Annotated in this window: 27 protein-coding genes; 11 read left to right on the top strand and 16 right to left on the bottom strand. The window is 62.2% G+C overall.

The genetic code is table 11. The annotated features are described in order from the left end of the window. Positions 1–131 precede the first annotated feature (131 nt). Complete coding sequence (locus tag NKT35_RS21145; protein ID WP_254296985.1) at positions 132–2,306, top strand: patatin-like phospholipase family protein; 2,175 nt, start codon at positions 132–134, stop codon at positions 2,304–2,306. 102 nt (positions 2,307–2,408) lie between these two features. Here the strand turns inward: NKT35_RS21145 and dapA are convergent, their stop codons facing one another. Together dapA and NKT35_RS21135 are read right to left on the bottom strand one after the other, a co-directional pair. Then, entirely contained in the window at positions 2,409–3,314 is a 906-nt protein-coding gene (dapA, locus tag NKT35_RS21140) for a 4-hydroxy-tetrahydrodipicolinate synthase (RefSeq protein WP_254296983.1), read from the bottom strand. A 95-nt stretch (positions 3,315–3,409) separates the two neighbouring features. Continuing rightward, on the bottom strand, positions 3,410–4,270 hold the full coding sequence (locus tag NKT35_RS21135) for a DMT family transporter (RefSeq protein WP_254296981.1): 861 nt from the start codon (positions 4,268–4,270) through the stop codon (positions 3,410–3,412). Positions 4,271–4,485: 215 nt separating this feature from the next. Here NKT35_RS21135 and NKT35_RS21130 point away from each other — a divergent pair, with 215 nt between their 5' ends. Then, complete coding sequence (locus NKT35_RS21130; protein WP_254296979.1) at positions 4,486–5,571, top strand: glycoside hydrolase family 99-like domain-containing protein; 1,086 nt, start codon at positions 4,486–4,488, stop codon at positions 5,569–5,571. Between the two features lie 209 nt (positions 5,572–5,780). Beyond that, positions 5,781–6,854 carry an NAD(P)-dependent alcohol dehydrogenase gene (locus NKT35_RS21125; RefSeq protein WP_254296977.1) on the top strand — a complete coding sequence of 358 codons (1,074 nt, stop codon included), beginning with the start codon at positions 5,781–5,783 and terminating at the stop codon, positions 6,852–6,854. A 6-nt stretch (positions 6,855–6,860) separates the two neighbouring features. On the opposite strand, the gene NKT35_RS21120 is transcribed toward NKT35_RS21125, so the two are convergent. The 8 genes from NKT35_RS21120 to NKT35_RS21085 form a co-directional block, all read right to left on the bottom strand. Then, positions 6,861–8,510, bottom strand: coding sequence for a methyl-accepting chemotaxis protein (locus NKT35_RS21120; RefSeq protein ID WP_254296974.1), 1,650 nt, complete (start codon positions 8,508–8,510; stop codon positions 6,861–6,863). A 57-nt stretch (positions 8,511–8,567) separates the two neighbouring features. Then, positions 8,568–9,122 (bottom strand): GrpB family protein, encoded by a 555-nt coding sequence (locus tag NKT35_RS21115; protein WP_254296972.1) that lies wholly within the window; start codon positions 9,120–9,122, stop codon positions 8,568–8,570. Next, complete coding sequence (locus NKT35_RS21110; protein WP_254296970.1) at positions 9,115–9,537, bottom strand: GNAT family N-acetyltransferase; 423 nt, start codon at positions 9,535–9,537, stop codon at positions 9,115–9,117. Before NKT35_RS21110 ends, NKT35_RS21115 begins: the two co-directional genes overlap by 8 nt. After that, entirely contained in the window at positions 9,538–10,074 is a 537-nt protein-coding gene (locus NKT35_RS21105) for a GNAT family N-acetyltransferase (RefSeq protein ID WP_254296968.1), read from the bottom strand. It abuts the gene before it with no gap. A gap of 14 nt (positions 10,075–10,088) precedes the next feature. After that, a complete protein-coding gene (locus tag NKT35_RS21100) occupies positions 10,089–10,841 on the bottom strand; it encodes an alpha/beta fold hydrolase (RefSeq protein WP_254296966.1) in 753 nt (250 codons plus the stop codon). 22 nt (positions 10,842–10,863) lie between these two features. Continuing rightward, a complete protein-coding gene (thmT, locus tag NKT35_RS21095; RefSeq protein ID WP_254296964.1) occupies positions 10,864–11,067 on the bottom strand; it encodes a 2-hydroxymuconate tautomerase in 204 nt (67 codons plus the stop codon). 4 nt (positions 11,068–11,071) lie between these two features. Further along, positions 11,072–11,539 (bottom strand): GNAT family N-acetyltransferase, encoded by a 468-nt coding sequence (locus NKT35_RS21090; RefSeq protein WP_254296962.1) that lies wholly within the window; start codon positions 11,537–11,539, stop codon positions 11,072–11,074. A gap of 208 nt (positions 11,540–11,747) precedes the next feature. Further along, positions 11,748–12,263, bottom strand: a complete 516-nt coding sequence (locus tag NKT35_RS21085; protein WP_254296960.1) for a hypothetical protein — start codon at positions 12,261–12,263, stop codon at positions 11,748–11,750. Positions 12,264–12,406: 143 nt separating this feature from the next. On the opposite strand from NKT35_RS21085, the gene NKT35_RS21080 reads away from it, so the two are divergent. Next, complete coding sequence (locus NKT35_RS21080; protein WP_254296958.1) at positions 12,407–12,775, top strand: VOC family protein; 369 nt, start codon at positions 12,407–12,409, stop codon at positions 12,773–12,775. Positions 12,776–12,812: 37 nt separating this feature from the next. On the opposite strand, the gene NKT35_RS21075 is transcribed toward NKT35_RS21080, so the two are convergent. Next, positions 12,813–13,703 (bottom strand): pilin, encoded by an 891-nt coding sequence (locus tag NKT35_RS21075; protein WP_505190928.1) that lies wholly within the window; start codon positions 13,701–13,703, stop codon positions 12,813–12,815. 23 nt (positions 13,704–13,726) lie between these two features. Then, positions 13,727–14,281, bottom strand: a complete 555-nt coding sequence (locus NKT35_RS21070; protein ID WP_371926403.1) for a thymidine kinase — start codon at positions 14,279–14,281, stop codon at positions 13,727–13,729. A 334-nt stretch (positions 14,282–14,615) separates the two neighbouring features. Here NKT35_RS21070 and NKT35_RS21065 point away from each other — a divergent pair, with 334 nt between their 5' ends. Then, entirely contained in the window at positions 14,616–15,476 is an 861-nt protein-coding gene (locus tag NKT35_RS21065; RefSeq protein WP_254296952.1) for a dienelactone hydrolase family protein, read from the top strand. 74 nt (positions 15,477–15,550) lie between these two features. Here NKT35_RS21065 and NKT35_RS21060 read toward each other — a convergent pair whose 3' ends face one another. The 3 genes from NKT35_RS21060 to NKT35_RS21050 all read right to left on the bottom strand — a co-directional run bounded on the left by NKT35_RS21060 (position 15,551) and on the right by NKT35_RS21050 (position 18,127). Next, positions 15,551–16,243 (bottom strand): nitroreductase family protein, encoded by a 693-nt coding sequence (locus NKT35_RS21060; protein WP_254296951.1) that lies wholly within the window; start codon positions 16,241–16,243, stop codon positions 15,551–15,553. A gap of 273 nt (positions 16,244–16,516) precedes the next feature. After that, entirely contained in the window at positions 16,517–17,365 is an 849-nt protein-coding gene (locus tag NKT35_RS21055) for a 23S rRNA (adenine(2030)-N(6))-methyltransferase RlmJ (protein WP_254296949.1), read from the bottom strand. Between the two features lie 12 nt (positions 17,366–17,377). Next, on the bottom strand, positions 17,378–18,127 hold the full coding sequence (locus tag NKT35_RS21050; RefSeq protein WP_254296947.1) for a tRNA pseudouridine(65) synthase TruC: 750 nt from the start codon (positions 18,125–18,127) through the stop codon (positions 17,378–17,380). 454 nt (positions 18,128–18,581) lie between these two features. Here NKT35_RS21050 and NKT35_RS21045 point away from each other — a divergent pair, with 454 nt between their 5' ends. The 6 genes from NKT35_RS21045 to NKT35_RS21020 all read left to right on the top strand — a co-directional run bounded on the left by NKT35_RS21045 (position 18,582) and on the right by NKT35_RS21020 (position 24,959). Further along, positions 18,582–19,583: a BMP family lipoprotein gene (locus tag NKT35_RS21045; protein ID WP_254296945.1), complete on the top strand. Its 1,002-nt coding sequence runs from the start codon at positions 18,582–18,584 to the stop codon at positions 19,581–19,583. Between the two features lie 114 nt (positions 19,584–19,697). Further along, positions 19,698–21,227 carry an ABC transporter ATP-binding protein gene (locus tag NKT35_RS21040; protein WP_254296943.1) on the top strand — a complete coding sequence of 510 codons (1,530 nt, stop codon included), beginning with the start codon at positions 19,698–19,700 and terminating at the stop codon, positions 21,225–21,227. Further along, positions 21,224–22,315, top strand: a complete 1,092-nt coding sequence (locus tag NKT35_RS21035; protein WP_254296941.1) for an ABC transporter permease — start codon at positions 21,224–21,226, stop codon at positions 22,313–22,315. The genes NKT35_RS21040 and NKT35_RS21035 overlap by 4 nt, the downstream gene beginning before the upstream one ends. A gap of 1 nt (position 22,316) precedes the next feature. Beyond that, positions 22,317–23,282, top strand: a complete 966-nt coding sequence (locus NKT35_RS21030; protein ID WP_254296939.1) for an ABC transporter permease — start codon at positions 22,317–22,319, stop codon at positions 23,280–23,282. Between the two features lie 148 nt (positions 23,283–23,430). Beyond that, positions 23,431–24,621: a molybdopterin molybdotransferase MoeA gene (locus tag NKT35_RS21025; RefSeq protein WP_254296937.1), complete on the top strand. Its 1,191-nt coding sequence runs from the start codon at positions 23,431–23,433 to the stop codon at positions 24,619–24,621. Beyond that, the gene (locus NKT35_RS21020; protein WP_254296935.1) at positions 24,621–24,959 is read left to right on the top strand and encodes a 2Fe-2S iron-sulfur cluster-binding protein; all 339 of its coding nucleotides are present in this window, start codon (positions 24,621–24,623) and stop codon (positions 24,957–24,959) included. The genes NKT35_RS21025 and NKT35_RS21020 overlap by 1 nt, the downstream gene beginning before the upstream one ends. 236 nt (positions 24,960–25,195) lie before the next feature. Here NKT35_RS21020 and NKT35_RS21015 read toward each other — a convergent pair whose 3' ends face one another. Beyond that, positions 25,196–25,972 (bottom strand): DNA adenine methylase, encoded by a 777-nt coding sequence (locus NKT35_RS21015; RefSeq protein ID WP_254296933.1) that lies wholly within the window; start codon positions 25,970–25,972, stop codon positions 25,196–25,198. Positions 25,973–26,050 lie beyond the last annotated feature (78 nt).

Raw genomic sequence — 26,050 nt, 5'->3', positions numbered from 1 at the left:
AGTATGTTCTCGTTTATATGTCACTATATCTTACGTCACGCGTTGATGATGGTGAAACCGTAATCGAAAAATTATCCGACATGTTTATTAGCAGTCGTTTCTTATTCCGGCGCAGTGCGCTGGTTTTGGCCTTGTTTGCCAGTTTATTGGCCTCGCAGGAGGCTGCCGCTTCAGATACGCCGGAAGGCGTGGGCGTGGTGTTGGGAGGCGGCGGCGCGCGGGGCTTCGCGCATTTGGGCGTTCTCAAAGAGTTGGAGCGTTTGCGCATTCCGGTCTCCTGCATCGCGGGCACCAGCGCCGGCGCCTTGATCGGTGGTATTTATGCCAACGGCTTGCCGCTGGATGAGATTGAGCGTGAGTTCGATGCCGCCGATTGGGATCAGATGCTGGCCGGACGGCCCGCGCGTTCGGAAATCCCCTATGACCGCAAGCGCAATGATTACGAAAACTATCTGGATGTCCGCTTCGGCCTGAAGGACGGCAGTTTGCGGGTGCCGCGCAGCGCCATCAATTCGCAGGGGATTGAGCTGTATATCCACAAGCTGACCCGCGACCGCAATGTCGATGATTTCGACACGCTGCCCATCCCGTTCCGCGCGGTGGCGGCCGATCTGACGACCGGCGATGCCGTGGTGTTCGGCAAGGGGTCGCTGGCGAGGGCTTTGCGCGCCAGCATGGCGGTGCCGGGGGTGTTCGATCTGGTGGAGGATGACGGCCATCTGCTGGTGGACGGCGCCATCGCCCGCAATGTGCCGGTGCAGGATGTCAAAGGTCGCTGCGCCAAGCATGTGATCGTGGTGGATGTCGGCACGCCCTTGCTCAAGACGGATGAAATTCAGACACTGTTCGATGTGGTGTCGCAAAGCACCAATCTGGCGGTGATGCGCAATGTGCAGCAGCAGATGAAGTTGTTGGACGCGCAGGATATCTTGATCAAGCCGGACTTGACGGGCTTTACCGCCGCTTCCTTCAGCGATCACAAAGACATCATGAAGCGCGGCGAGGAGGCCGCGGTGAAGCTGGCGGATCAGCTATCGCGCTATTCGGTGTCGCCAGCGCAGTACGAGGCCTGGAAGCAATCCTTGCAGCACCCGCGCTACCCGGTATTGGATGAGGTCAAGGTGGCGGGCAAGGATGGGGTCTACACCAAGCTGTCTTCGCTCAAAGAGTCGCTGAACTTTCCGGGCGCGACGGTGCCGGTCGGCACGGCGCGCGAGCGTCTGGCGGAAATTTTCGCCAACGGCGAATACGACAAGCTGTCCTATCAGGTTGACAATATCGAGGGCCGCAATGTGATGACGGTGACGCCGATGGAGCGCGCCATCGGTCAGAACTATCTGCATTTCGGCTTGAACCTGAACAGCGACACCCCGGGCGACAGCAATTTCACCCTGCGCGCTTCGCATGAATGGACTTCGCTGAATGATGCCGGCGCGTCGTGGCGCAATGATATGGCGGTCGGTTTCGAGAAGGAGCTGCGCAGCGAGTTGTACCAACCGCTATGGCGCGACAGCCCGGTTTTCGTCGCCGCTTCGGTCGGTTTCGCGCAAACGCCGTTCCGTTTCTATAACGACGACCATACGGTGATGGACACCTTCAAGAACAATGTCGAGAACTATCAGCTCAATACCGGCTTGGCCTTGGGCAAATATGGAGAATGGCGCCTGGGCCTGTACCGGCAGGACAATCGCTTTACCTTGGCCCAGGGCCAGCAGGGCGATGCGCTGGATATTTCCCGCTTCCGCGATGTCGGCGTGCAAAGCAGCCTGGTGGTGGATCAGTTCGACAATCCGCGTTGGCCGAGATCCGGCTATTACTTCAACGGCAAAATCGGGGCCGGTTTGCCTAGCCTGGGCAGCGAGGTCAACCAGAAGTTCTACGATCTGACCGGCGAGCTGGCGCACACCTATGGCGACTTCACCGCGCGCTTCACGGCGAAGACGCGGGGCAGCGTGGATATCCGTTCCGAGGCCTTCGTGCCGCAAAGCCTGGGCGGCTTCCTCAATCTGACCGGTTATCAGAACGGCGAGCTGCTGGCCAGCCAGGTGGCGCTGGCCCGCTTGATGGTGTACTGGCGCGCGTCCTCATTGCCGCCGATACTCGGCTCCGGCATTTATGCCGGCGTGTCGATGGAGGCGGGCCGCATCTGGGGCGAAACCTTCACCGGCCAGCAGGCGCGGAAGTGGATTCCGGCGGGCTCGGTGTTCCTGGGCGCGGACACCATTCTGGGACCCTTGTTCGTCGGCGTGGGCAACGCCAAGGGCGGGCAACTGACGGGTTATATCTATCTGGGCGTCAATTATTGATCGCGCCGCGTGAGGCCGGACCGCGGGTGATCCGGGTCCAAGGGCCAAGCCAATGAAAAACAGCCCCTGGCGATTTGTCCAGGGGCTGTTTTGCATGAATGGTCAGCGAAGATTCTGCTGCCGCCAAGCCTGCAGCTGGCGCCAGACTTCGCGGGCGGCGGGTTCGACTTCCGGCGGCGCGGGCGGCAGCGGCAAGCGGCATTCGCCTACCGGCAGGCCCTGGCTGCGCAGCATGGCTTTCACCGACATCGAGTACACCGACGCGTCGGTATTGGAGAAGGCGAAGGAGGGCTGCAACGCGGCATTGATGGCGCGGGCCAGGTAAATGTCGCCCTGTTCGAAAGCGGCGATCATGGTCGCAAACAGAGGTCCGGTCCAGTGGGTGGAGGTGCCCACCACGCCGACAGCGCCTACGGCCAGCAGGGGCAGGGTCAGCGCGTCGTCGCCGGAGTAAAGCTCGAAATGCTCGCCGGCTTCGGCCACCAGACGGGCCGCCGCGGCGGGATCGCCGGTGGCGTCCTTGAAGGCGACGAGATTGTCCACCTCGCGGAACAGCCTCAGCAGCACATCGTGGCAGATGCGGCGGCCGGTGCGGCCCGGCACGTCGTACAGCATCACCGGCAAACGGGTGGCGGCGGCCAGCGCGCGAAAATGCGCTTCGATGCCGGCTTGCGGCGGACGGTTGTAATACGGGCCGACCAGAAACACGCCGGCCGCGCCGGCGGCTTCCGCCTTGGCGGTCATTTCCAGCGCATGGCGGGTGTCGTTGCTGCCGGTGCCGGCCAGTACCGGGATGGTTACGGCTTCGCTGACGGCGCGGATCAGGTCGAAGCGCTCGGCGTCGCTCAGCGTGGGCGCCTCGCCGGTGGTGGCGGCCAGCACCAGGCCATCGCTGCCATTGTCAGCCAGATGACGCGCCAGCCGGCACGCCATATCCAGATTGAGCCGGCCCTCGGCGTCGAAAGGCGTGACCATCGCGGTCAGCACCTTGCCCCAGTGTTTTGCCATGTCTGCCCCTTAATTGGTTTTGTGTGAAGACAAGACGGAATGATACTCCTCAAGGCGCGAGGCGCAAGCCGCCGCGCCGGCGGATAGGCGCAGGCTCAGGCGCGCAGCGGCAGTCTCAGGCGGAACCATTCCATGGGCAGCGTGCCCAGAGCGGCGCCGCCGACGATCATGGCGATGGCCAGCACGGCGCTGCCGTGCAGGGCGGCCTGGCCGGACAGCACCAGCATCAGCGTGGACAGCAGCGGCGTGGTATTGCCCAAGGCGCCGATCTGGCGCGGATCGCCCAGTTGCATGGCGCGGTTCCAGCACAAGAAGGCCGCGCCCATGGGCAGCAGGCCCATCACCAGCATCATGCCCCATTGCGCCAGGCTGGGGTGGGCGGCGGGTTCGGTGGCGAAGTGCAAGCCCAGCGCCAATAGGCCGGAGGTCAGGCAGAAGCCCCCCACGGCGTTGTCGCCGCAGCCCGGCAAGCGGCGCGTGAACAAACTATAGCTGGCCCACACCACGGCGGCGCCCAAGGCCATCAGGTAGCCCGGCAGGGCATCCATGGACAGCGACAGCTTGCCGCCGGTGACGATCAAGGCCGCGCCGGCAAATCCTATCAGGCTGCCGACAATATGGTTAAGGCCCAGGCGGGTGCCGCGCAGCGCCAGCGGCGACAGCAGCACCATCAGCAGCGGCCAGACATAGCTGAGCACGGTGGCCTCCATCACCGGGGCAAGGCGATAGGCGTTGAACAGGAAAAAGTAGAAGCCGAAGATGCCGTACACGCCGTTGGCGAACACCTTGATCGGCACCTTCCATTCTTGAATCCGGTGAACGGTCAATAGACTGCCCAGGCATAGGCCCACGCCGGCGACGAAGAAGGGCGGCAAGTCGTGGGTGAGGGCGCTTAGGGTGGCGACCGAGGCCCACATGGCGATGGCGGCGAGCGCGTAGAGCATTGACTTGTTCATGGATGTCATCCAATTATTTTATGTGGAGATATTTTATCGTGAACGAAATCTTGTAAACCAGATGTTGCGTCAATATCGCCCCACTTTTAATGAAGCTGTTGCATGTCAAAACCTTGCGGCTTTATCGTGAGGGGCGGTTATGTAAATGGATTGTCAAAATTGTCGTCAAGTGGCGAATGGAATGCCGCAGGCCGACCTTACAACTGGGGGCGAGCATGAGCAGTCGTATCTGCAGGGGGATGAAAAAAGTCTTGATGGCGGGGGCTTTGGCCGGTTTGGTCGCCGCCGCGATGGCGGCGCCATACCAAGTGGGCGTCTACTATTTCCCCGGCTGGCGAGACAACACGCCGGGTTCGCCCTCCATGCACCCATGGGAGCCGATCAAGCCTTATCCGGCCCGCAAGCCGCTGTTGGGCTGGTACCACGAAGGCGATGACGCGGTGATGAGCAAGCAGTTGGGCTGGATGTCGAGCTACGGCATCAACTATGTGGTGTTCGACTGGTATATGGGGCCGCCCAACGATACCGTTTATCTGGACCATGCGCTGCAAGCCTATCTGCGGGCGCCGGAACGGGCGGAGGTCAAATTCTCTTTGCTGTGGGCCAATCACGGCAATTTCCCGACCAGTTTGACTGATTGGGACGGCATGATCCGCTATTGGCGGGATCATTATTTCCCCCGGGCCGAATTCCTGAAAATGGATGGCCATCCGGTGGTGTTCGTGTTTTCCGCCGATATGCTGGAGAGCCAGGCCAAGACCTTCGGCCAGACCGCCAAGTCGCTGTTGGCGCGCGCGCAAACGCTGGCGATGGAGAAGGGCGGCGCCAGCATCAACTTCGTCGCCGGCAGCGGCGCTTCCGCGCCTTTCTTGTCCGGCGGCGCCAAGGCTGCCGGGTACAGCGCCTTCTCCACCTACAACTATCAGCAAGGCCCTGGCGATACGCATGCCTCGCATAGCTATGCGGAACTGGATCAAGGCTACCGCGCGCAATGGCAAGGATTTGCCAACTACTCCAATCTGCCGCTGATCGTGCCGACCACGTCTGGATGGGACAAGCGCCCCTGGGGCGGCACCAAGGGCGATGCGCAGCATGATTTGTCCGAAAGCGCGCCGGCGCAGTTCAAACAGCATTTGCAGGCAGCCAAAGACTGGCTGGACGCCCACCCCGGTTTATCCGCGAACAAGAGCCTGGTGATCTGCTGCTGGAACGAGTTTGGCGAGGGCTCTTTCATCGAGCCGACCGAACAGGGCGGTTTCCAGTATCTGGAGCAGGTCAAAGCCGTTTTCGGCGGCCGCTGACCGTATCGGCACAGCGGTTTGCGCTGTGCGCGTCGCTTGCGCGACGCAGGGTTTGATCTAGGTCAGCCTGCGGGGGAGCTAAAGCGCCAGGGCCTTGTCTAATCCAGTCGCAACGCATTTCATGAGTATGCCGTCGGGTTTCCAATAGCGAGCGGATTCCGCCTGGGCGATGATCATCTCTCCGGCGCCGCCATACAGAGGAGCAGTCCATGAGCAGCATGAAAGCAACGGTATTCGTCGCGCCAGGCAGGATAGAGCTGACCGAGAAGCCGATTCCGGCGGTGGGGCCGCGCGACGCCTTGGTGCGCATCACCACAACTACCATCTGCGGCACCGATGTGCACATCGTGAAAGGCGAATATCCAGTGGCGTCCGGCCTGACCATAGGCCATGAGCCGGTCGGGGTGATCGAAAAGCTGGGTTCCGAGGTGAAGGGCTACCGCGAGGGACAGCGCGTCATCGCCGGCGCCATCTGCCCCAGTTTTACTTCTTATGGCTGCCAGGATGGCTTCCCTTCGCAGGATGGCGGCTGCGAATGCCATGGCTACAAGCCCATGGGCGGTTGGCGCTTCGGCAACACCATAGACGGCACCCAGGCGGAGTACGTGCTGGTGCCGGACGCGCAAGCCAATCTGGCGCCGATTCCGGATGGGCTCAGCGACGAGCAGGTGCTGATGTGTCCGGACATCATGTCCACCGGTTTTGCCGGCGCGGAAGCGGCCAACATCAAGATAGGCGATGTGGTGGTGGTGTTCGCCCAGGGGCCGATAGGCCTGTGCGCGGTGGCGGGGGCGCGGCTGCGCGGCGCGTCGTGCATCATCGCGGTGGATGGCATCGACGAGCGTTTGGCGGTGTCGCGCCGCTTGGGGGCCGATATCACGCTGAATTTCCGGCAGGTGGATGTGCTGTCCGAAATCATGAAGCTGACCGGCGGCCGCGGCGTGGACGCGTCCATCGAGGCCTTGGGCACCCAGGGAACCTTCGAGATGGCGCTGCGCGCGCTCAAGCCCGGCGGCACGCTGTCCAGCCTGGGCGTGTATTCGTCCGATCTGAAAATCCCGCTCGACGCCTTCAACGCCGGCCTGGGCGACAAGCGCATCGTGTCCTCGCTATGTCCGGGCGGCAAGGAGAGAATGCGCAGGCTGATGAATGTGCTGGAGAGCGAGCGCTTGGACCTCTCTCCCTTGGTGACCCACCATTACAAGCTGGACCAGATCGTCGAAGCTTACGATCTGTTCTCGCATCAGCGCGGCGGGGTGCTGAAGGTGGCGATCCAGCCCTGAACGGGCTCACTGCAGCCGGAAGCGGTTGGTTTCGTCTTCCAGTTGCGCCACCAGGCTGGTGAGGCTGTCGGCGGCGTCGGCCGCCGATTGCACCGAGCGGTTGTTGTCATTGGCCATCACCGCGATCTGCTCGATGCGTTGGACGATGTCCGCCGTCGCCCGGTTCTGCTCCACCGTGGAGCCAGCGATGGCGGAAATCTGCCGCGCCGAGGTATCCGCGCCGTCGCGTATCGCTTGCAGCGCCTCCATCGCCTGCTCCGAGCAGCGGCGGCTGTCTTCGATCAGCTCCGCGCACATCTTGGCGTCTTCCACCACATTGGAGACATCGCCCTGGATGCCGCCCAGCATGGAGCCGATTTCCGACGTGGCCGAAGTGGTGCGCTCGGCCAGCTTTCTCACCTCGTCCGCCACAACGGCGAAGCCGCGGCCCATCTCGCCGGCCCGCGCCGCCTCGATGGCGGCGTTCAAGGCCAGCAGATTGGTTTGCTCGGCGATGTCGCGGATCACGCTGACGATTTTGTTGATCTCCTGCGAGCGCTGCTCCAGGCTTTGCGTCACTTCGGCGGTTTTATGGATGGCGCCGTGCAGGGTATTGGCCTTGCTGGCGTTCTCGCCCAGCACCTGGCCGCCCTTGACCGACAGAGTTTGCAAGGATTGCGATAGCTCGCGGCTGTCCTGGGCGGTCTGCGCCACTTGCTGCACGCTGGCGGCCACGTTTTCCACCGCGGTATTGGTGCGCTGGGCGGCTTCGCTTTGCGCGCGCGAGCCGTCGGCGATGGCGCGCGACGCATCGGCTACGGCATGGGCGCGTTCGCTGACTTGCTCTCCCAGGGAATGTATCCTTTGCAGCGCGGATTGAAAGGCCGACATCAGCCGGTTGAAGGCGTCGGCCAGTTCGCCGAACTCGTCTTTGCCGCCGCCGCGCGCCCTCAAGCTAAGACGCAGATGGTTGGCGGCCTCCAGCATGGTGGCGCGCAGATCGTCCAGCTCGCCGTTGATCTGGCGGGACAGCAGCATGCCGATGACGAGGCTGAGCAAAAAGGAAAAGGCCAGCACCAGGTAAATCACCTTGCTCTGGCTTTGATAGGTCTGATTAGCGTCCTGATAGGCGGTTTCCGCCAGTTTGAGCTGCAGCGGCATCAGCGCGTTGACTTGATCGCGCAGCGTTTCATATTGTTTGACGAAGCGCGGATAGATGGTTTTGGCGTCCTCAATCTTGTCGGCGCGGATGGCGTCGACGAAAGGCTGCAGGCTATTGGTCGCCATGTCTTGGTATACCGCGCTGATCGCCTCCACCTGCGGGCGCAGCTCGGCGGAAATATGGCCTTGCTGCAAGCGGTTCACCGCCTCGCGCATTTCCACGATCTTGCTGGCTAAGCGGTCCGCTCTTTGCTTGGGCGAGCGGTAGGCGGTGCCCGATCCGCCGGCGTCCATCATGGCCTGCATCACATCGATGCGGGTGCGCGGCACCAGCGAGCTGACTTTCGATACCTCATACAGCGGTGCCGCGCTGCTGACATACACTTTGGCGACGTGGTCCTTCAGCTCCGCCATGGTGAGCAGGCCTTCGGCCGCCACCGCGATGATGCCCAGCAGCGGGATGGCCAGCAGCAGGGCGAGCTTGCGGCGGGTGCGCATATCCTGAAGCAGCGACATGATGCCGGTCCTTGATGCGATGTTCTGCATTCAGACTAGATCACGCGCCGCGCTCCTTCAGGATTTGTCGGCTTCGCTGCGCGCGGCGTCCCAGGCCAGCGCGGCAAGATAGATCAGATCGACCGCCGGGTCTTTGACGTCGGGGTAGCTGTCGGGGTCCGCCAGCGCCGCGGCCAGCCGCGTTTTCAGCTCGCCATAGGCTTGAGCCGTGGCCGGCTGGGCGCGCAGATAGTCGCGGAACAGCAGGGCGTAGCGTTGATTGGCCGCGCCAACTCGGCGGACGTGGATATGGGCGCGGCGCTGGCCGGCCGGCTCGCGGAAGAAGAATTTTCCCCATTGCTCCAGTCCATCTTCGCTATTGGGCGGCAGATGGTCGCGGTTGAACGGACGGCGCTCGAAACCGGCGCGGCTGAGCCGCTCGGCCGTGGTTTCATCCAGCGCCGCCACGCTGACTTGCACATCGATCACGTCCTTGGCGGCCAGGCCGGGCACCGCGGTGGAGCCGATATGATCGATGCGCAGCGCCAGTTCGCCCAGGGCCGCGCGCAGTTGGTCGGCGATGGTTTCGAATTCGTCGGCCCAGTGGGCCTGGTGCGGAACGATCTCAATCACTCAGCAATTCCGAGAAATGATAGGCGACGATGTCCATATTGCGGTTGAGATAGAAGCGATGGGCCCGGTGGCGCTGCACGCCGGAATCCAGATGGATCTCGCTGCAGCCTTTATCCTTGGCCAGTTGCCGCAGCCAGGCCATCATCGCCGCGCCATGGCCGGAAGAGCGCAAGGTTTCGTCGGTGGCCAAATCGTCCACGTAAAGATTTTTGCCGGCCACCAGCGAGCGCTGGATGCGAAAGCCGGCCACGCAGGCAACGGCGCCCTGATCTTGCAGGTAGGCCAGCTGAAATCCTTCGGCCATCATGGCACGCACTGTGGCGACAAAGCTTTCCGCTTGCAGGTGCGGCCGCAATTGGCGCATCACGGCAAAGCAGTTCTCAATTTCCTGGTCTTGGCTCGCCAGTTGAATCATTCATTTCTCCTGTATATGGCTGTAGATCCAAAAATCCAGCGACGGGCCGCGCACCTTGCGGTAAGCCCTCAGCAGGCCTTCGCGCTCAAAGCCATTGCGTTCCAGCACGTTGATGGAGCGCAGATTGCTGGGCAGCACGGTGGCCTGGATGCGGACCAGGCCGATGTGGCCATGCCCCCATCGCAGCAAGCTGGCGCTGGCGGCGGAGGCGAGCTTGCGGCCCCAGGCGGCGGGGGAGAGATCATACGCGATTTCCGCGCTGGCATTGATAGGCGTAACGGTATGAAAGCCAGCGGTGCCGAGCAGGCGATCGCTGTCGCGGTCGGCGATGGCGAAGCGCAGCGCGCTGCTGTCGGTGAATTGCTCAGGCTGCCAGGCGTAATGGATCAGATCGTCCGGCGAGCGCACATTCCAGCTGGTGTGCTGGTAAACCTGTTCCAGCGTCAGGTAGTCGTGCCAAGCCTGGATGTCGTCCAGGCGCAAGGGACGGAGAATGGCTTGCGGGTGGTCGAGGATGGGCATGTCGCTAAACAGCATAGTCAGCTTCCTTTTTAGATTTGAGCTGGCAGGCAGTGCGCGGCAATGAAATCCGCCATGGCCTCCAGCGTGGCCTGCGGCGCTTCCAGGTGCGGGCTATGGCCGCAGTTCAGCAGCATGATCTGCCGGCCGTTTTGCGATTTGCCGGCGATGGCGTCCAATTGCGCCGCGCTGCCGTAGTGATCCTCGGCCCCTTGCAGGGCCAGCAAAGGGCAGGCGATGGACGGCAGCGCGTATTCGATGTTCCAGTGAGCGAAAGCCGGCTTGAGCCAGGTGTCGGCCCAGGCGTGGAACAGCACTTCGGCCTTGTCGCCATGATAAAGGGACAGGCCAGCCAGCTTGCCTGCGCGCCAGGCGGCCACAGCCTGGCGGATGCCGGCCAGGGTGATGTCTTCGACAAATACATGGGCGGCGGCGGTGATCACGCCTTTGAGGCGGCAGGCTTGTTCTGCGGCGTGCAGCAGCGCGATGCTGCCGCCGTCTGAGTGGCCGATCAGGATGTAATCGCGGTTTGGCAGCTGGCTGGCCAATATCTCGGGCAGTTCGTTCAGCGCGCTCTCGTGCAGGTAATGCACGCTGCGGGCTTTCGCAAACGGCGCGGATCGGCCATGCCCCTGGCGGTCGTAGACCAGGCCGGACAGGCCGGTTTGTTCGCATAGCCGGTCCGGGAAGCTTTTCCACATCGGTTCGCAGCCCAGGCCTTCATGCAGGAATACCAGGCAAGGGCGGCTGGCATCGCCAGCTATATGGCGGCAATGGTGTCGCATGCGCTTCCTTTGCTTTGACGATTCAGCCAGGCTGACGCCGTTTCCAGTCATTGGTCAACAGGCCGGCGTAGCCCCAATGGTCTTCGGCGATCTCCTGAATCACGATATGCGTATGCTCGGGCTTTTTTCCGAGATGCCGCGCCAGCGAATCAGTGATGTCTTTCACCAGCGCGGCTTTTTGCTCGCGGGTCGCGCCGGAGGTGATTTGCACATTGACGTAGGGCATGGTCTCAGTCCTTTGGGATTAAATCGATGGCGTAGAAATACTCGCTTGAACCATCCTTGTTGACGCTGGCCAGTTCGCCGATTTTGCGCCAGCCCAGGCCCAGAAAGATTTTCTGGCTGGCCAGGCACCAGTCTTCGGTCGACGCAAGCAGCATGCGACCGCGAGCTTCGCCTTGTATCGCTTGGACCAGTGTCCGGCCTATGCCTTGTCCGCGCGCGGCGGGCGCGGCGCAAAGATAGCTCAATAAAGGCTGGCCGAGCAGGCCTGCCGGCTGAACGCTGGCGTAAGCCACCACCTGGCCTGCTTGTTCCGCCACCAGGCAGCAGCGGCTGGCGATTTCCTGGCGTCGGTCTCCGCCCATTTCGTCGAAGCGCGAGATGGCTGCCAGGTCGTTTTCTTCGGCGCGGCGGATGGTGAAGGCGGGCTTTGCCGCTTGAGCGGCCGGTCTCGGAGGGTTTGCTAGGATTGGCAAGTTCAGTCTTTCAGTTGGCCGCGGCCAGCACGGCTTCTATTTCGATATCGATCTGCACGGAAATGGCGCGCTTGCTGGGCGATGTCCTGTCCCTGCGGCGAGGTGGCAAAGGCGTTGAGGTAGGACAGATGCAGCAGGCCCTTGTATTTGACCGCATGGACGTAAGGGCCGACCGGTTGGTGTAGGGCGGCGTACTGTCTCTCTCGGCTCAAGGTGTGATGGGCTCAGTGGAAAGCCATTCTTCCCATTTCATATCCCGGCCTGGCCAGGCAAGGGCGGCAAAAGGCCAGTCTTGGGTCAGCCAGTTTTGCAGCGTCGCCACGGTTTTCTCTGCGCTCAGCGGCTTGTCGTCGGCATTGAGCCATAAAAATGCCTGCGCCTGAAAACGCTGTTTGCGCCAGTCGTTTTCCAGCCGGGATTTGATGGGCTTGAGATACAGACAGCCCAGATAGCGTGGGCTGTCCGGCGCCAGCAGGCTGTAGGCGAAGGCCTGGCGCTGTTCGAATTCCTGGAGATGGCGGCGCAAGTCGGCCAGGTTTTCCTCAAAGCTGATCTTTGCCGGCGGCCAATGATTGTCTGGGCCGAATACATGGCGGATGGCATCGGAGCTGCCGCTTACCGCCTGGTAATCCGCCTCGGCATAATCCGGGCCCAGTGTTTCCAGCCGGAAGTCGGCGAAGCGCATGCTGCGCGGCGGGGTGAAATCGTCAGGAATGATGGCCATGGCGCGGTGATGTTGATCCGGTAAATGTGTTTGGCATATTGTCATATTGCGCAATGGCACGCTACCGACAGAAATTGACAGTGTTGCTGGCTAGCATTGAGTGCATGCCGGCCGAGACCGGCTTCCAACCCTGGAGAACCGCCATGCAACACCCTGACTTCATCATTCTGTATGTGGATCAACCTGCCCGCAGCGCCGAGTTCTACGCCCGACTATTCGATCTGCGGCCCATTGAACAGTCGCCGACTTTCGCCATGTTCCAATTCGCCTCCGGCATGCGGCTGGGCTTGTGGTCGCGCCATACGGTAGAGCCTGGCGCGGAGGCTGCGGGCGGCGGAGGGGAGCTGGTGGTGCGGTATGGAGATTTCGCCGAGCTGGACCAACGTTTCGCCGATTGGCAGGCGCAGGGTTTGCACATCTTGCAGCCGGTCACGGATATGGACTTCGGCCGGACTTTCGTGGCCCTGGACCCGGATGGGCACAGGCTGCGGGCTTATGTTTCTGCCGATTGAGGCCAGGCGGCTTGGGCCGCCCGGCCTGGATAGTCCATCAGGACGCGGATGCGCTTTGACGGCGGCAGCTTTGCGGCAGGGAGGCGTCAGGCAGGGTGCTGCTGCAAATCCAGCGCATCTGGCCTTTCCCGTCTGGGATAGGCGCCAGCGTCAAGGTCTTGCCCTCATGTTCCGGCAAGGACAAGGTGAAAGTGATCGCGCCGGCCAGATTGTCGTACTCGACCGAACGCACCGTGTGCGGCTGCGCCTTGGCGGCGTAGCCGCTGTCCGCCAGCGTGGCGGGCATGACGCGGTGTGCCTGGTAGTAGCGCCCGATCGCGTCGGTGTAGCCCTGGTTGGCGCTGAGGATGTCGGAAACCCTGGCCCGAGTGGAATAATCCTGATAGGCGGGAACGACAATCGCGGTCAGCATGCCCAAGCCGAAGACGACGGCGACTGCCACGGCGATGCCCAGCATGGTTTTGCTGGTGCCGCCCGATGCTTCCAGCCAGGCGAGGCGGGCTTGGAGATTGGCGCCTGCCTTGCGTTCGCTGCGGCGTATCTTGGCCTGGCAGCGGCGGTAATAAAACGCGTCGGCGTAAAGCGGCGGCAGCAAGAGCATGCCTGCGAAGAAAGGCAGGTAGAGCACGGGCAGGAAGCCGCCAACTGCCGGGCTGGCCAGCAAGGACAGCAGCCCGATCGCCAGCAGGAACAGCTCCGGCAGCAAGTAGTAAATCAGCGCCGGCAGCCATTGCTTGCGATACAGCAGCCAGAAAAAGGTGAAGAAAAGATTGGGCCAGTGCCACCCGGCGCCGGCCTTGCCGCGCTGGTCGAATTGGCGGAAGCGGGACAGATAGTAAGCCTGCTCCCTGGGCCCGATGACGGCGCGATAGAGTTGTTCGCGCTCTGATTCTGGCGATGCTTGCATGTGCGGTAAAGTGTCGATCACGGAATGGATTTTGTTTTTGTGTATCAGTCTTGATGGAAGCAGCGGCCGCAAACTGCCCGGTAGCGGGCTTCGCCGCCGATCTCCACTTGCGGGCCTTCCTTGACGCGCTTGCCTGAGCCGTCGATGCGGATATGCATGGTGGCTTTGCGGCCGCAGTGGCAGATGGTCTTGATTTCCTCCACCTCGTCGGCCAGCGACAGCAGCCAAGCGGAGCCGGGGAAGGGATGGCCCTGGAAGTCGGTGCGCAGGCCGAAGCAGATCACCGGAATATTGCGGGTATGGGCCAGCCTATGCAGTTGCTGGGCCTGTTCCGGCGTCATGAACTGGGCTTCGTCCACCAGGATGCAGGCGGTGTCGCCGTAATCGTGGGCCAGGAAGTCGAAACCGGCGTCGAAAGTGTTGGATTCGCGCTGAATGTTGAGGCGCGAGGTGATCATGCCGACGCCGTAGCGATCGTCGATGGCGCTGGTGTACAGCGCCACTTTTTTGTCCATCGACTCGTAGTTGTTGGCGATCTGCAGCAACTGGGTGCTTTTGCCGCTGTTCATCGCAGCGTATCGGAAAAACAGTTTGGCCATGCTATGTGTGTAGAAATGCGGGTGCCGGGCGCGCAGCATACCATGGCGGCGCCCTTCTTGCGCGGACGGATGCAGGGGCGCGCCTTCCGGCGCGGCGGGCGGCGAGATAGATAAGCATCGACGCCGGATCTGAGAGCGGGGCTTTGAAACCTGGGAGGCGGGAGCCATGTTGTCGATGCTGAAGCGAGGCTGTGCCCTTGGCCTGTTTGCTTGTTTTTTAGCCGGGAGCGCCGCGGAGGCCTCCGGAATATCGATTGGCCCCGCGCCCGCCGCGAGCTTGGCGGATGGCCGCGTCGGCGCGATTGCGTTTGAGTCGGTCACGCCGCGGCAGATCATGGATTTTGTTCGACGCCAGCCTATGGACAGGGCGGTGGTGACGGGAATGCTGGCGTTGCCCAGCCAGGCCCAAGGCAAGGTTCCCGCTGTCGTCATTTTGCATGGCAGCAGCGGCGTCAATCGGGGGGAGCGGCAGTGGGCGCGGCGAATGAACCAGCTGGGCTACGCCAGCTTTGTGGTCGATAGTTTTACCGGCCGGCGGATCAAGCAAACCGAAAGCGATCAGACGCAGCTGTCCATGGCGGCAGATATCGCGGACGCCTTTGCCGCTTTGCGGCTGCTGGCGACGCACCCGGCCATCGATGCGCAGCGAATCGCGGTGATGGGTTTTTCGCGCGGAGGCGTCGCCGCGCTCTACTCGATGCTGGAACCTTTTCGGCAGGCGCTGATCCAGGACGATTTGCGGTTTGCCGCGCATATCGCTTTTTATCCTAGCTGCAGCATCCCTTATGAGGCCAAGCGTCTGGATGGCTCGCCGCTGCTGATGCTGCTGGGCGGCAAGGACGATTACACGCCTGCGGCGGCATGCGAGGCTTATGCCGAAGAATTGCAAGCGAAGGGCGCCCGGCTGACAATGAAGATATTCCCCAACGCCTACCATGGTTTCGACCGATTCACTCTCCCTCATCCTGTCGCCGAGGCGACTAGCGCCCGCCTATGCCATGGCTGGCATGATCTGGATTCCGGCAATTTCTTCATGTTGGACGGCAATCGCGTTTTGTCCGGCGGGGCCGCGCAGAGGCAGGCGCGCGCCTGCCTGAGCAAAGGCGTGACGTTGGGCGGAGATGCGGATGGGCGGGAGCAATCTCCGGTGTGGGTGGCCGATTTTCTAAGGCAGGCATTCTCGGCTGGGCCCTAGCCGGCTTTCTTGCTGTAACGACAGGAGGAATGGGCGGCCGCATATGGGCTTGCGGCCGCCCTTTGCTTGACGGCTCAGCGGAAGCTGGCGATCTCCGCCAGCGATTTCTTGCCGATATTCGGCACCATGCACTGCTCCGCCGGGTAGCCGACCACCAGCAGGATGTAGGGCTTTTCGTGGGCGGGGCGGTCCAGCAGCTGGTTGAGGAAGTTCATCGGGCTGGGCGTGTGCGTCAGCGTGGCGAGTCCGGCGTGGTGCAGCGCCGAGATCAGAAAGCCGGTGGCGATGGAGACCGATTCCGGCACGTAGTAGTTCTTCAGCTCGCTGCCGTCGTCCAGCACGGTTTTCTTTTGGCCGAAGATGGCGATCAGATAGGGCGCGGTTTCCAGGAACGGTTTGTCGGCATCGGTGCCCAGCGGCGCCAGCGCGTCTTTCCACTCTTGCGGCGCGCGGTGTTCGTAGAATTCCTTTTCTTCCGCCTCCGCGCCTTCGCGGATTTTCTTTTTCAAAGCAGGGTCGCTGACCACGACGAAGTGCCAGGGCTGGTGATTGGCGCCGGAAGGCGCGGTGCTGGCGGTGAGCAGGCAGTTTTCTATGATTTCGCGCGGCACGGGTTGGCCAGAGAACTCGCGTATGGTTTTGCGGCGTTTCATGTCCTCGTAATAAGCGCGGGAGCGGTCCAGCATGTCCGCCTCCGAGTAGCGCCGATAGGTGCTGAGCGGGACGAATTGCGGTTGTCCCTGGTTGAACGGCAGTTTGCTCATCATGCTCTCCTGGTCTGTGTAGTCGCCGGCGGAGTTGAGGGTGGGCGAGTCAGTCGGCTGGGGCGATTTATGCTATTTGATCGATATAAGCGGACGCGCTGTGCGGCGGCCGAGAAAGAGAATGGCATTGCTCCGAGGTGAAATGCAATATGCATTATGCTGCTGATGTCTTGTTTGTCATGTAATTTTGTTTCATTTAAAGAAATTTCAAATGAAGTAATTTGAAATAAAAAAAGACGCGCATCGGCGCGTCTTTTCACTGGCAAGTGGGAGGGCTTACAGATCGCCGCCGGTTTCCAGCACGAAACTGGCCTTGGCGTCCTGGCCCAGATGCTTGACCAGATAGGGCAGGGTTTCCTTCAGCGTTTGCGGCAAGGTCCACGGCGCATTGAGGATGAACATGCCGCTGCCGTGCATGCCGAAACCGTCGGCGGAGGGGCCTTGCACATGCAGCTCGGCGCGCAGCCAGCTCTTGGCCGGCAGCTTTTTCAGCTCGGGAATCATTTCCTTCATTTCCACGCGTTGCAGGCAGGGATACCACACGGCGTAGACGCCAGTGGCGAAGCGCTTGAGTCCTTCTTTCAGCGCGGTGACGACGTTGTGGTAGTCGCGCTTGTCCTCGTAGGGCGGGTCGATCAGCACCAGCGCGCGGCGCGGCGGCGGTGGCAGGATCGCCTTGATGCCGTCGAAGCCGTTGGCCTGCTGGATTTGCACGCGGCGGCCGCTGCCGTCGAAGTTTTGCTGCAGCAGCTGCGCGTCGGTGGGGTGGAGCTCGAACAGGCGCAGCTTGTCGCTTTCCGGCATCACGTCGGCGGCGCACCAGGGCGAGCCGGGATAGAACTTCAGCTCGCCGTCCGGGTTCATCCGCTTCACTACCTCGACATAGTTTTGCACGGCTTCCGGCAGGTCATCGCGCTGCCACAGCCGGGCGATGCCGCTTTCAAATTCGGCGTTCTGGGTGGCGTAGCCCTCCACCAGCGAGTAAGCGCCGGCGCCGGCGTGGGTGTCGATATACCAGTAGGGCTTGTCCTTCTGGCCCAGGTAATTCAGCAGTTCGATTTCGATCAGGTGCTTGAGCACGTCGGCGTGGTTGCCGGCATGGAAGGCGTGGCGGTAGCTGAGCATTGTTCTTGTCTTTCAGATGGTTAATTCGATTTTGGCGTCGCGCGCCGCCTCTTGCCAGCCCAGTTTCGCCAGCAGCGCCGAGAACTCGGCTTCCAGCGGGCAGGCCAAGTGCAGCGCCTCGCCGCTCAGCGGGTGGGTGACGGTCATTTCCAGGCAGGCCAGCAGCATGCGGCGGCAATCCAGCGCCTCGGCGAACATCCGGTTGTGGCGGCCTTTGCCGTAGGTGGAATCGCCGATGATGGGGTGCGAGATGTGCTTCAGGTGGCGGCGCAGCTGGTGGCGGCGGCCGGTCAGCGGCGTCAGCTCCACCAGGCTGTAGCGGCTGGTCGGGTAACGCTCCACCATGATGGGCAGCTCGATGCGCGCCAGCGTGCGGTAGTCGGTTTGCGCCGGCTGCGGCGCGGTTTCCACCTTTTCGCCTATCCATTCCAGGTCATCCGGCCGGCGGCTGAGCGGGTGGTCGATGCGGCCGGCGTCGCCGGTGTGGCCGCGCGCCACCGCCAGATAGCGTTTTTGCACTTCTTGGCGCTCGAATTGCAGCGACAATTCGCGGCCGACGTCCTTGTCCAGCGCGAACAGCAACACGCCCGAAGTGCCCTTGTCCAGCCGGTGCACCGGGTAGACGCGCTGGCCGATCTGATCGCGCAGCAATTGCACGGCGAAACGGGTTTCGTGGCGATCCAGCTCGGTGCGGTGCACCAGCAGGTTGGCGGGCTTGTGGATGGCGATGACGGCGTCGTCGCGATAAAGTATCGGCAGCATGGATAGGTTCAGTCAGGCAAGGGCGGGATTGTAGGCGCTGGCGGCTGCTTTGGGTATAGCCGAAGGCGTTTGCGCGGCGTCAATTTGTATCCAAATTGTCATGACCAGTTTGTTTTGCGGCGGCAGAATGCGCGCAGGGCCTGGCTGGCGCGGCGAGGCGGGCGGGAAACGATTGCGACACGATATTTCAAAGTAGAGAGGAAAATGTTTACAGTCGCGTGAACGCTCATTACAATTCGCCGCGCTCAGAAAGATAGACAACGGCGGCGCAGTACCGGTTTTGCATGACGAAATCAAGGCACTCGCCGCTTAGGCACAGCCAGGGGTGTAGTTTCAAGGCTACATGCCGCTGCGATTTTCGCGCTGGCCGCCGTCCCAAGTCCAAGCACTTTGCACACTCAGCGCCTGCATGGGGCTGTGCGCGATGACCAACTAAACTCCAAGAGTTATAGAGATGACCCAACTGAAACGAATCAGCTTTGCAGTAGCCGCCGCCGTGCTGTCCGCCGGCGCATGCGCCAAGGACTTCATCCCGGCCGTGATCTATGATCAAGCCGGCAAGTTTGACAAGAGCTTCAGCGAAGCCGCCTACAACGGCGCCGAGCGTTTCAAGAAGGACTTCAAGGTCAGCTACCGCGACGGCCAGATCACCTCCGACGCGCAAAAAGAACAACTGCTGCGCAAGATGGCCAGCCGCGACACCGACATCGTGGTCGCCGTCGGCTTCAACTTCGCCCAGGCCGTGGAAACCGTGGCCAAGGAATACCCGAAGGTCAAGTTCACCCTGATCGACGCCGTGGCCAAGGGCCCGAACGTGCAGAGCATCGTGTTCAAGGAACAAGAGGGCTCCTTCCTGGTGGGCATGGCCGCCGCGCTGAAGTCCAAGACCGGCAAGGTGGGTTACATCGGCGGCATGGACATCCCGATGATCCGCGCCTTCGGTTGCGGCTACGCTCAGGGCGCCAAGTACGCCAACAAGAACGTGACCGTGCTGCAGAACATGACCGGCACCACGCCGCAAGCCTTCAACGATCCGGCGCGCGGCACCGAATTGGCCAAGAGCCAGTTTGACCGCGGCGCGGACGTGATCTTCGTCGCCGCCGGCGGCACCGGCATGGGCGTGCTGCAAGCCGCCAAGAACGCCGGCAAGTACTCCATCGGCGTGGACAGCAACCAGAACTACCTGTTCCCGGGCTCGGTGCTGACCTCGATGGTGAAAAAAGTGGACGTAGCCGTCTACAACACCTTCAAGGACGCGAAGGATGGTTCCTGGAAGTCCGGCGTGCGCGTGCTGGGCCTGAAGGAACAAGCTGTTGACTGGGCGCTGGACAAGAACAACCGTCCGCAAATCACCGCCGACATGGAAAAGAAGATCGCCGAAGCCAAGGCTGAAATCATCAGCGGCAAGATCAAGGTAGTCGACTACCGCGCGGCCAACAGCTGCCCGGTGCAATAAGCAGGCAGTAATTTCCCCGGCCGCCGGGAATCAGCAGCCGCGGTGACAAGGTCATCGCGGCTGTTTGTTCGTCGCCGGACGGGGGTTTGATCGAAGATCGGGAACATACGAAGAATGACCGAGTTTGCCATCGAGCTAACAGGCATCAATAAAAGCTTTGGTGCCGTAAAAGCCAACCGCGATGTGACCATGAGCGTGCCCAAGGGCAGCATCCACGGCATCATCGGCGAGAACGGCGCCGGCAAGTCGACGCTGATGAGCATCCTGTACGGCTATTATCAGGCCGACAGCGGCGACATCCGCGTGAACGGCAAGGACGCGCGCATCCGCAACAGCCAGGAAGCGATCCAACTGGGAATCGGCATGGTGCATCAGCACTTCATGCTGGTGGATACCTTCACCGTGCTGGAAAACATTGTGCTGGGCGCCGAAGGCGGCCGGCTGCTCAAGGGCGGCATGGACCAGGCCCGCGAGCATCTGAAGGAACTGAACAAGAATTACTCGCTGGAGGTGGATCCGGATGCGCTGGTCAGCGATCTGGGCGTGGGCCTGCAGCAACGGGTGGAAATCCTCAAGGCGCTGTACCGCGGCGCCGACGTGCTGATTCTGGACGAGCCGACCGCGGTGCTGACGCCGCAAGAGGCCGACCATCTGTTCCACATCCTGCGTTCCTTGAAGGCGCAAGGCAAGACGGTGATCCTGATCACCCACAAGCTGCGCGAAGTGATGGACATCACCGACAATGTCAGCGTGATGCGCGCCGGCACGGTGGTGGACAACGTCCGCACCTGCGATGTGGACAAGGAAAAACTGGCCGACCTGATGGTGGGCCGCAAGGTATCGCTGAAGGTGGACAAGGCGGAGTGCCAGGCCGGAGCCGCCGTGCTGGACGTCAAGGGCCTCACCCTGATCGACGCGCGCCAGGTCAAGCTGCTGGACAACCTGAGCTTCCAGGTCAAGGCGGGCGAGATCGTCGGCGTGGCCGGCGTGTCCGGCAACGGCCAGTCGGAATTGCTGGAAGTGCTGGCCGGCATGCAAACGCCGAGCGCGGGCAGCATCGTCTACAAGGGCGAAGACCTGCTCAAGCTGCCGTGCAAGCGCAAGCCGCGTCCGGCCGTCTACCGCGAACGCGGCATCGGCCACATTCCGGAAGACCGTTCGCGCGAAGGCCTGGTCAAGGCGTTCTCCACCTATGAAAACGCCATCTTGGGCTATCACGACGACAAATCGCTGAGCAGCGGCCCCTTGTACTCGCGCAAAAAGCTGGTGGAGCGCACCCGCGACTTCATCAACCAGTTCGACATCCGCCCGGGCAACCCGCTGTTGCGCGTGGGCCTGCTGTCGGGCGGCAATCAGCAGAAAGTGGTGCTGGCGCGCGAAATCCACGCCAATCCGGACCTGCTGCTGATTGGCCAGCCGACGCGCGGCGTCGACATCGGCGCGATCGAATTCATCCACAAACGGCTGGTCGAGTTGCGCGACCAGGGCAAGGCCATCTTGCTGGTTTCGGTGGAACTTGAAGAAATCCTGGCTTTGGCGGATCGCATCCTGGTGATGGCCGGCGGCCAGATCACCGGCGAAGTGGCGGCCAAGGACGCCGACACCATTTCCCTCGGCTTGCTCATGGGGGGGCACAAGCATTGAAATTCGGACAACCTTCCACTCTGCCGCGCTGGGCGCAGCTGACCATCCTGCCGGCGCTGAACCTGATGGCGGCGCTGCTGGTGACCGGCCTGGTCACTTGGATGATCGGCGAAAATCCGTGGGAATGCCTGAAGTTGCTGATTAACGGCGCCTTCGGCTACGGCGAAGGCATAGGCTACACGCTGTTCTACACCACCAGCTTCATCTTCGCGGGCTTGGCGGTGGCGACGGCGTTTCATGCCGGCCTGTTCAATATCGGCGGCGAAGGCCAGGCCTATCTGGCCGGCTTGGGCGTGACGCTGGTGATGCTGGGCTTCGACCACACCTTGCCGGGCTATCTGCTGATCCCGCTGGCGGTGCTGGCGGCCATGGCTTTCGGTGCGGCCTGGGCGTATATCCCGGCTTATCTGCAAGCCAAGCGCGGCAGCCACATCGTGGTGACCACCATCATGTTCAACTTCATCGCCTATTCCTTGATGTTGTACCTGATCAGCCACCAATTGATCGAAGCCGGCTCGCAAAACCCGACCACGCGCATGTTCGCTGAAAACGGCTGGATCTCGCAGGCGCATGAAGTGCTGCCTTTCCTGCCCAAGTCGCCGCTGAACTTGTGCTTCCTGCTGTCGCTGGTGGTGTCGCTGCTGTTCTATCTGATCGTCTGGCACAGCCGCTGGGGCTTCGCGCTGCGCACGGTCGGCACCAACGAGCACGCCGCCGGCTATGCCGGCATGAGCGTGACCCGCGTCATCATCATCGCCATGTGCGTGTCCGGCGCTTTGTCGGGCCTGGCCTCGGTCAATGATTTGCTGGGCTCCTCGCACCGCATGAACGTGCTGTTCACCAATGGCGTGGGCTTCGTCGGCATCGCCGTGGCGCTGATGGGCCGCAACCACCCGGTGGGCATCATTTTGTCCGCGCTGCTGTTCGGCGCGCTGACCCAGGGCGGTTCCGACCTGTCGTTTGAAAAACCGCTGATCACCCGCGAGATGATTCTGTTCATCCAGGGCCTGATCATTCTGTTCTGCGGCGCGCTGGAAAACCTGTTCGAGCCGTTCATCGCCGGCCTGTTCAAGCGCAAGGACAAGTAATATGGAAATGTTCTTCAGTCTTCTCGACTCCACCGTGCGCGTGGCCACTCCGCTGGTGCTGGCCGCGCTGGCCGGCATGTTCTCCGAACGCTCCGGCGTGGTGGACATCAGCCTGGAAGGTAAGATGCTGGTGGCGGCTTTCGCTTCCGCCGCCGCGGCCTACATCACCCACAATCCGTGGATCGGTCTGTTGGCCGGCATGATGGCGGCGGTGTCGTTCTCGATGATCCACGCCTTCGTGTCGGTCACCTATAACGGCAACCAGCTGATCTCCGGCATGGCCATCAATACCGTGGCCTCCGGCATCACGCCGGTGCTGGGCCTGGCCTGGTTCCAGCAGGGCGGCAACTCGCCGCAGCTGCCGGACGACGGCCGCTTCCATGAAATCGTGCTGCCGTTCGCGGACGCGCTGCGCGATGTGCCGGTGCTGGGCCTGGTGTACAGCAAGCTGCTGTCCGGCCACAGCATCCTGGTCTACCTCACCATATTCATCGTGATCCCGCTGGTGACCTGGGTGCTGTACAAGACCCGTTTCGGCCTGCGCCTGCGCGCCGTGGGCGAAAACCCGCACGCGGCGGACACCGCCGGCATCTCGGTGGCCAAGGTGCGTTATACCGCCTTGTTCTGGAACGGCGTGCTGTGCGGCATGGCCGGCACCTATCTGTCCGTCTACCAGACCGGCAGCTTCATCAAGGAAATGACGGCGGGCAAGGGCTTTTTGGCGCTGGCTGCGCTGATCTTCGGCAAGTGGCGTCCGGTGCCGGCGGTGATCGGCTGCTTGCTGTTCGCCTTCGCCGACGCGATCCAGATCCGCATGGAAGGCGTGGCGCTGCCGGTGGTGGGGCAGATCCCGTCGCAAGCCATCGCGGTGATTCCCTACGTGCTGACCGTGCTGCTGCTGGCAGGCTTCGTTGGCCGCGCCCTGGCGCCCAAGGCCATTGGCGTGCCTTTCGTCAAGTCGCGCTGATCGCTGCGCCGCGCATGCCAAAGCCCGCTGTCCGCAGCGGGCTTTTTTGCGTCTGTAGGCCTGACCCAGGGCAGAAAGCGCGCGCGCTTGCCATGCTATGATGACAAGCATTCCGGCGCTGCGGCGCCAACTGAAACAGGATTTCCCCATGTTGAGCTTCCAACAAGCCCGCGACTGGCTGCTTGAGCGCGCGCGGCCTCTGCAATACTCCCATCAAGCGCCGTTGCTGGAGGCGCTGGACGGCGTGCTGGCGCAGCCTGTCATCGCCGCCATCGATGTGCCGCCTGGCGACAACAGCGCGATGGATGGCTATGCGGTCCGCGTCGCCGATGCGGCGGCCGCGCTGCCGGTTTCGCAGCGCATCCCCGCCGGCAGCGCCCCTATACCTTTGCAGGCCGGCACGGCGGCGCGGATTTTTACCGGTGCGCCGATTCCCGCCGGGGCCGACGCGGTAGTGATGCAGGAGCAGGCGACGGTGGACGAGCAAGGTTTGGTGAGTTTCTCCGCCGCGCCGCAGCCGGGCCAGAACATTCGCCGCCGCGGCGAGGACATTGCCGTTGGCCAGCGCATTCTGGAGGCCGGCAAGCGCATCACGGCGGCTGATCTGGGCCTGGCGGCTTCGATCGGCCTGCCGACGCTGCCGGTGTTGCCGCCCTTGCGCGTGGCGGTGTTCCTGACCGGCGACGAGCTGGTGGAGCCGGGCCAGCCCTTGGCGGCCGGCCAAATCTACAACTCCAATGCCTACTGGTTGTTGCCGGCCCTGCACAAGCTGGGCTGCGAGGTGATAGACCTGGGCATGGTGGGCGATGCGCTGGAACCGACCCGCGAGTTGCTGCGCGACGCAGCGGCTGTGGCCGATGTGGTGATCACCTGCGGCGGCGTATCGGTGGGCGAGGAGGATCACGTCAAGGCGGCGGTGGAAGCCGAAGGCGAGTTGAATTTGTGGAAGGTGGCGATCAAGCCGGGCAAGCCGCTGGCTTATGGCCGCGTTGGCGATGCCGACTTCATCGGCTTGCCGGGCAATCCGGTCTCCGGCTTCGTGACCTTGCAGACGCTGATCCTGCCCTTCCTGCTCAAGCGCATGGGCCTGGCTGTGCCGGAGTTGTCGGCGCAACGCCTTCCCGCGGCATTCGCCTGGAGCCAGCCCGATGCGAAACGCAGCGAGTTTCTGCGGGTGCGCAAGGTCATGGGCAGCGCGGGCTGGGCGCTGGAGATCTATCCGCAGCAGGGTTCCGGCGTGTTGATGTCCTGCGCCTGGGCGGATGGGCTGGCGGTGTTGCAACCGGGACAGACGGTCAAGCCGGGCGATTTGCTGGACTACCTCGAACTGGTGGTTTGATGGCTGTCATCCGTTTTCTGGATGCCCGCGGCGCGCTGTTGCATCAGGCCGAGGCGATGGCGGGCGACAATCTGCTGGATGTCGCCCGGCTGGCCGATGTGCCGCTGCATTGGCGCTGCGGGCAGGGAACCTGCGGCACTTGCAAGGTCAGGGTGTCTGGCATGGCCGCGCCGCAGCGGCCCAGCCGCAAGGAGCGCAATGTGCTGCTGCGCGCCGGGGCCATCGATGCGGCTCAGGCCGCGCGCGAAGAGTGGCAGGAGGCCGAGCCTTGGCGCTTGGCTTGCCATCTGGCGGTGGAAGAGGGGCCGGGTTGGGATGTTTCCTGCCCGGATTATTGAGCGGTAGGGCGAAAGCCCGGCTCCGCCGGGCGTTCCGCAGATTCAGATGGTAGCCGTGTGAGGATGTCGGATCGCCCCGTGGGCGGGGCATCCGACCTACGGTGGGTCAGCTGAAGCGCGGCGCGAAAATTGAGCGCCAATCTGCGCGATAAATGGGATTCGTCCATTTTGCAGCATCTGCAACAGAATTGCATTTTAAGGGGCCTCTTGGCCCCTTCGCTGTTTCTAGACGCTTGTCACCAGTTGCGTATGATCAGCTCGCCCTTCCTCTCCTTACTGCGGCAGCCTCCTCCTACGCTGTAGTTGATATCCACTCTTTCAATCGTCAGCCCGTCAAACGCCTGGCGCATTTCCGGGATGTCGTTGACCGAAATGATCATGTGCCCCTTTATGTTCCTGGCCAGCTCGGCCATACGCTGGTACTGATGCAGTCCAAATTCAACACCGTACCCTTGGGTACCCCAGTACGGTGGATCGCAGTAGACCAGTGTATGGTCGCGGTCGTACTTCTTGATGCAGTCGGCCCAGTCCAGGTTTTCGATGTAGGTGCGGCTCAGGCGAAGGTGGGCAGCTGATAAGTCTTCTTCCAGCCGCAGTAAATTGAGTCTGGGTGGGCTGGTGGTGGCCGTGCCAAAATTCTGGCCATCTACCTTGCCACCAAAGGCCATTTTCTGCAGATAGAAGAATCGGGCTGCTCTCTGGATATCGGTTAGAGTCTCCTCCGGCGTAATCTGCAGCCACTTGAAGATTTGCCGCGAGGTCAGTGACCATTTGAATTGGCGGACAAACTCCTCAAGATGATGACGTACCACCCGGTAGAGGTTGACCAGTTCGCCGTTCACATCATTGATCACCTCAACTTTGGCTGGCTCTTTCAGGAAGTACAATGCGGCGGCTCCGCAAAACGGCTCAACGTAGCAGGTATGTTCCAGGAAAAGCGGGAGGATATGTTTTGCCAGACGGCGTTTGCCGCCGACCCACGGAACAATGGGGGATGCTGTGATTTGTAACATCTGCAAGACTCTTTCTTATTGCGAAATATCCCGATAGGCTTGTTGATACCGTGGGCCTACGGTAGCTAGCCTTGGGTT

The organism is Chromobacterium sp. IIBBL 290-4 (genome assembly GCF_024207115.1).
Classification (GTDB): Bacteria; Pseudomonadota; Gammaproteobacteria; order Burkholderiales; family Chromobacteriaceae; genus Chromobacterium.
Note: the sequence above shows the minus strand (reverse complement) of the source record. Positions and strands in the feature narration are given on the sequence as shown.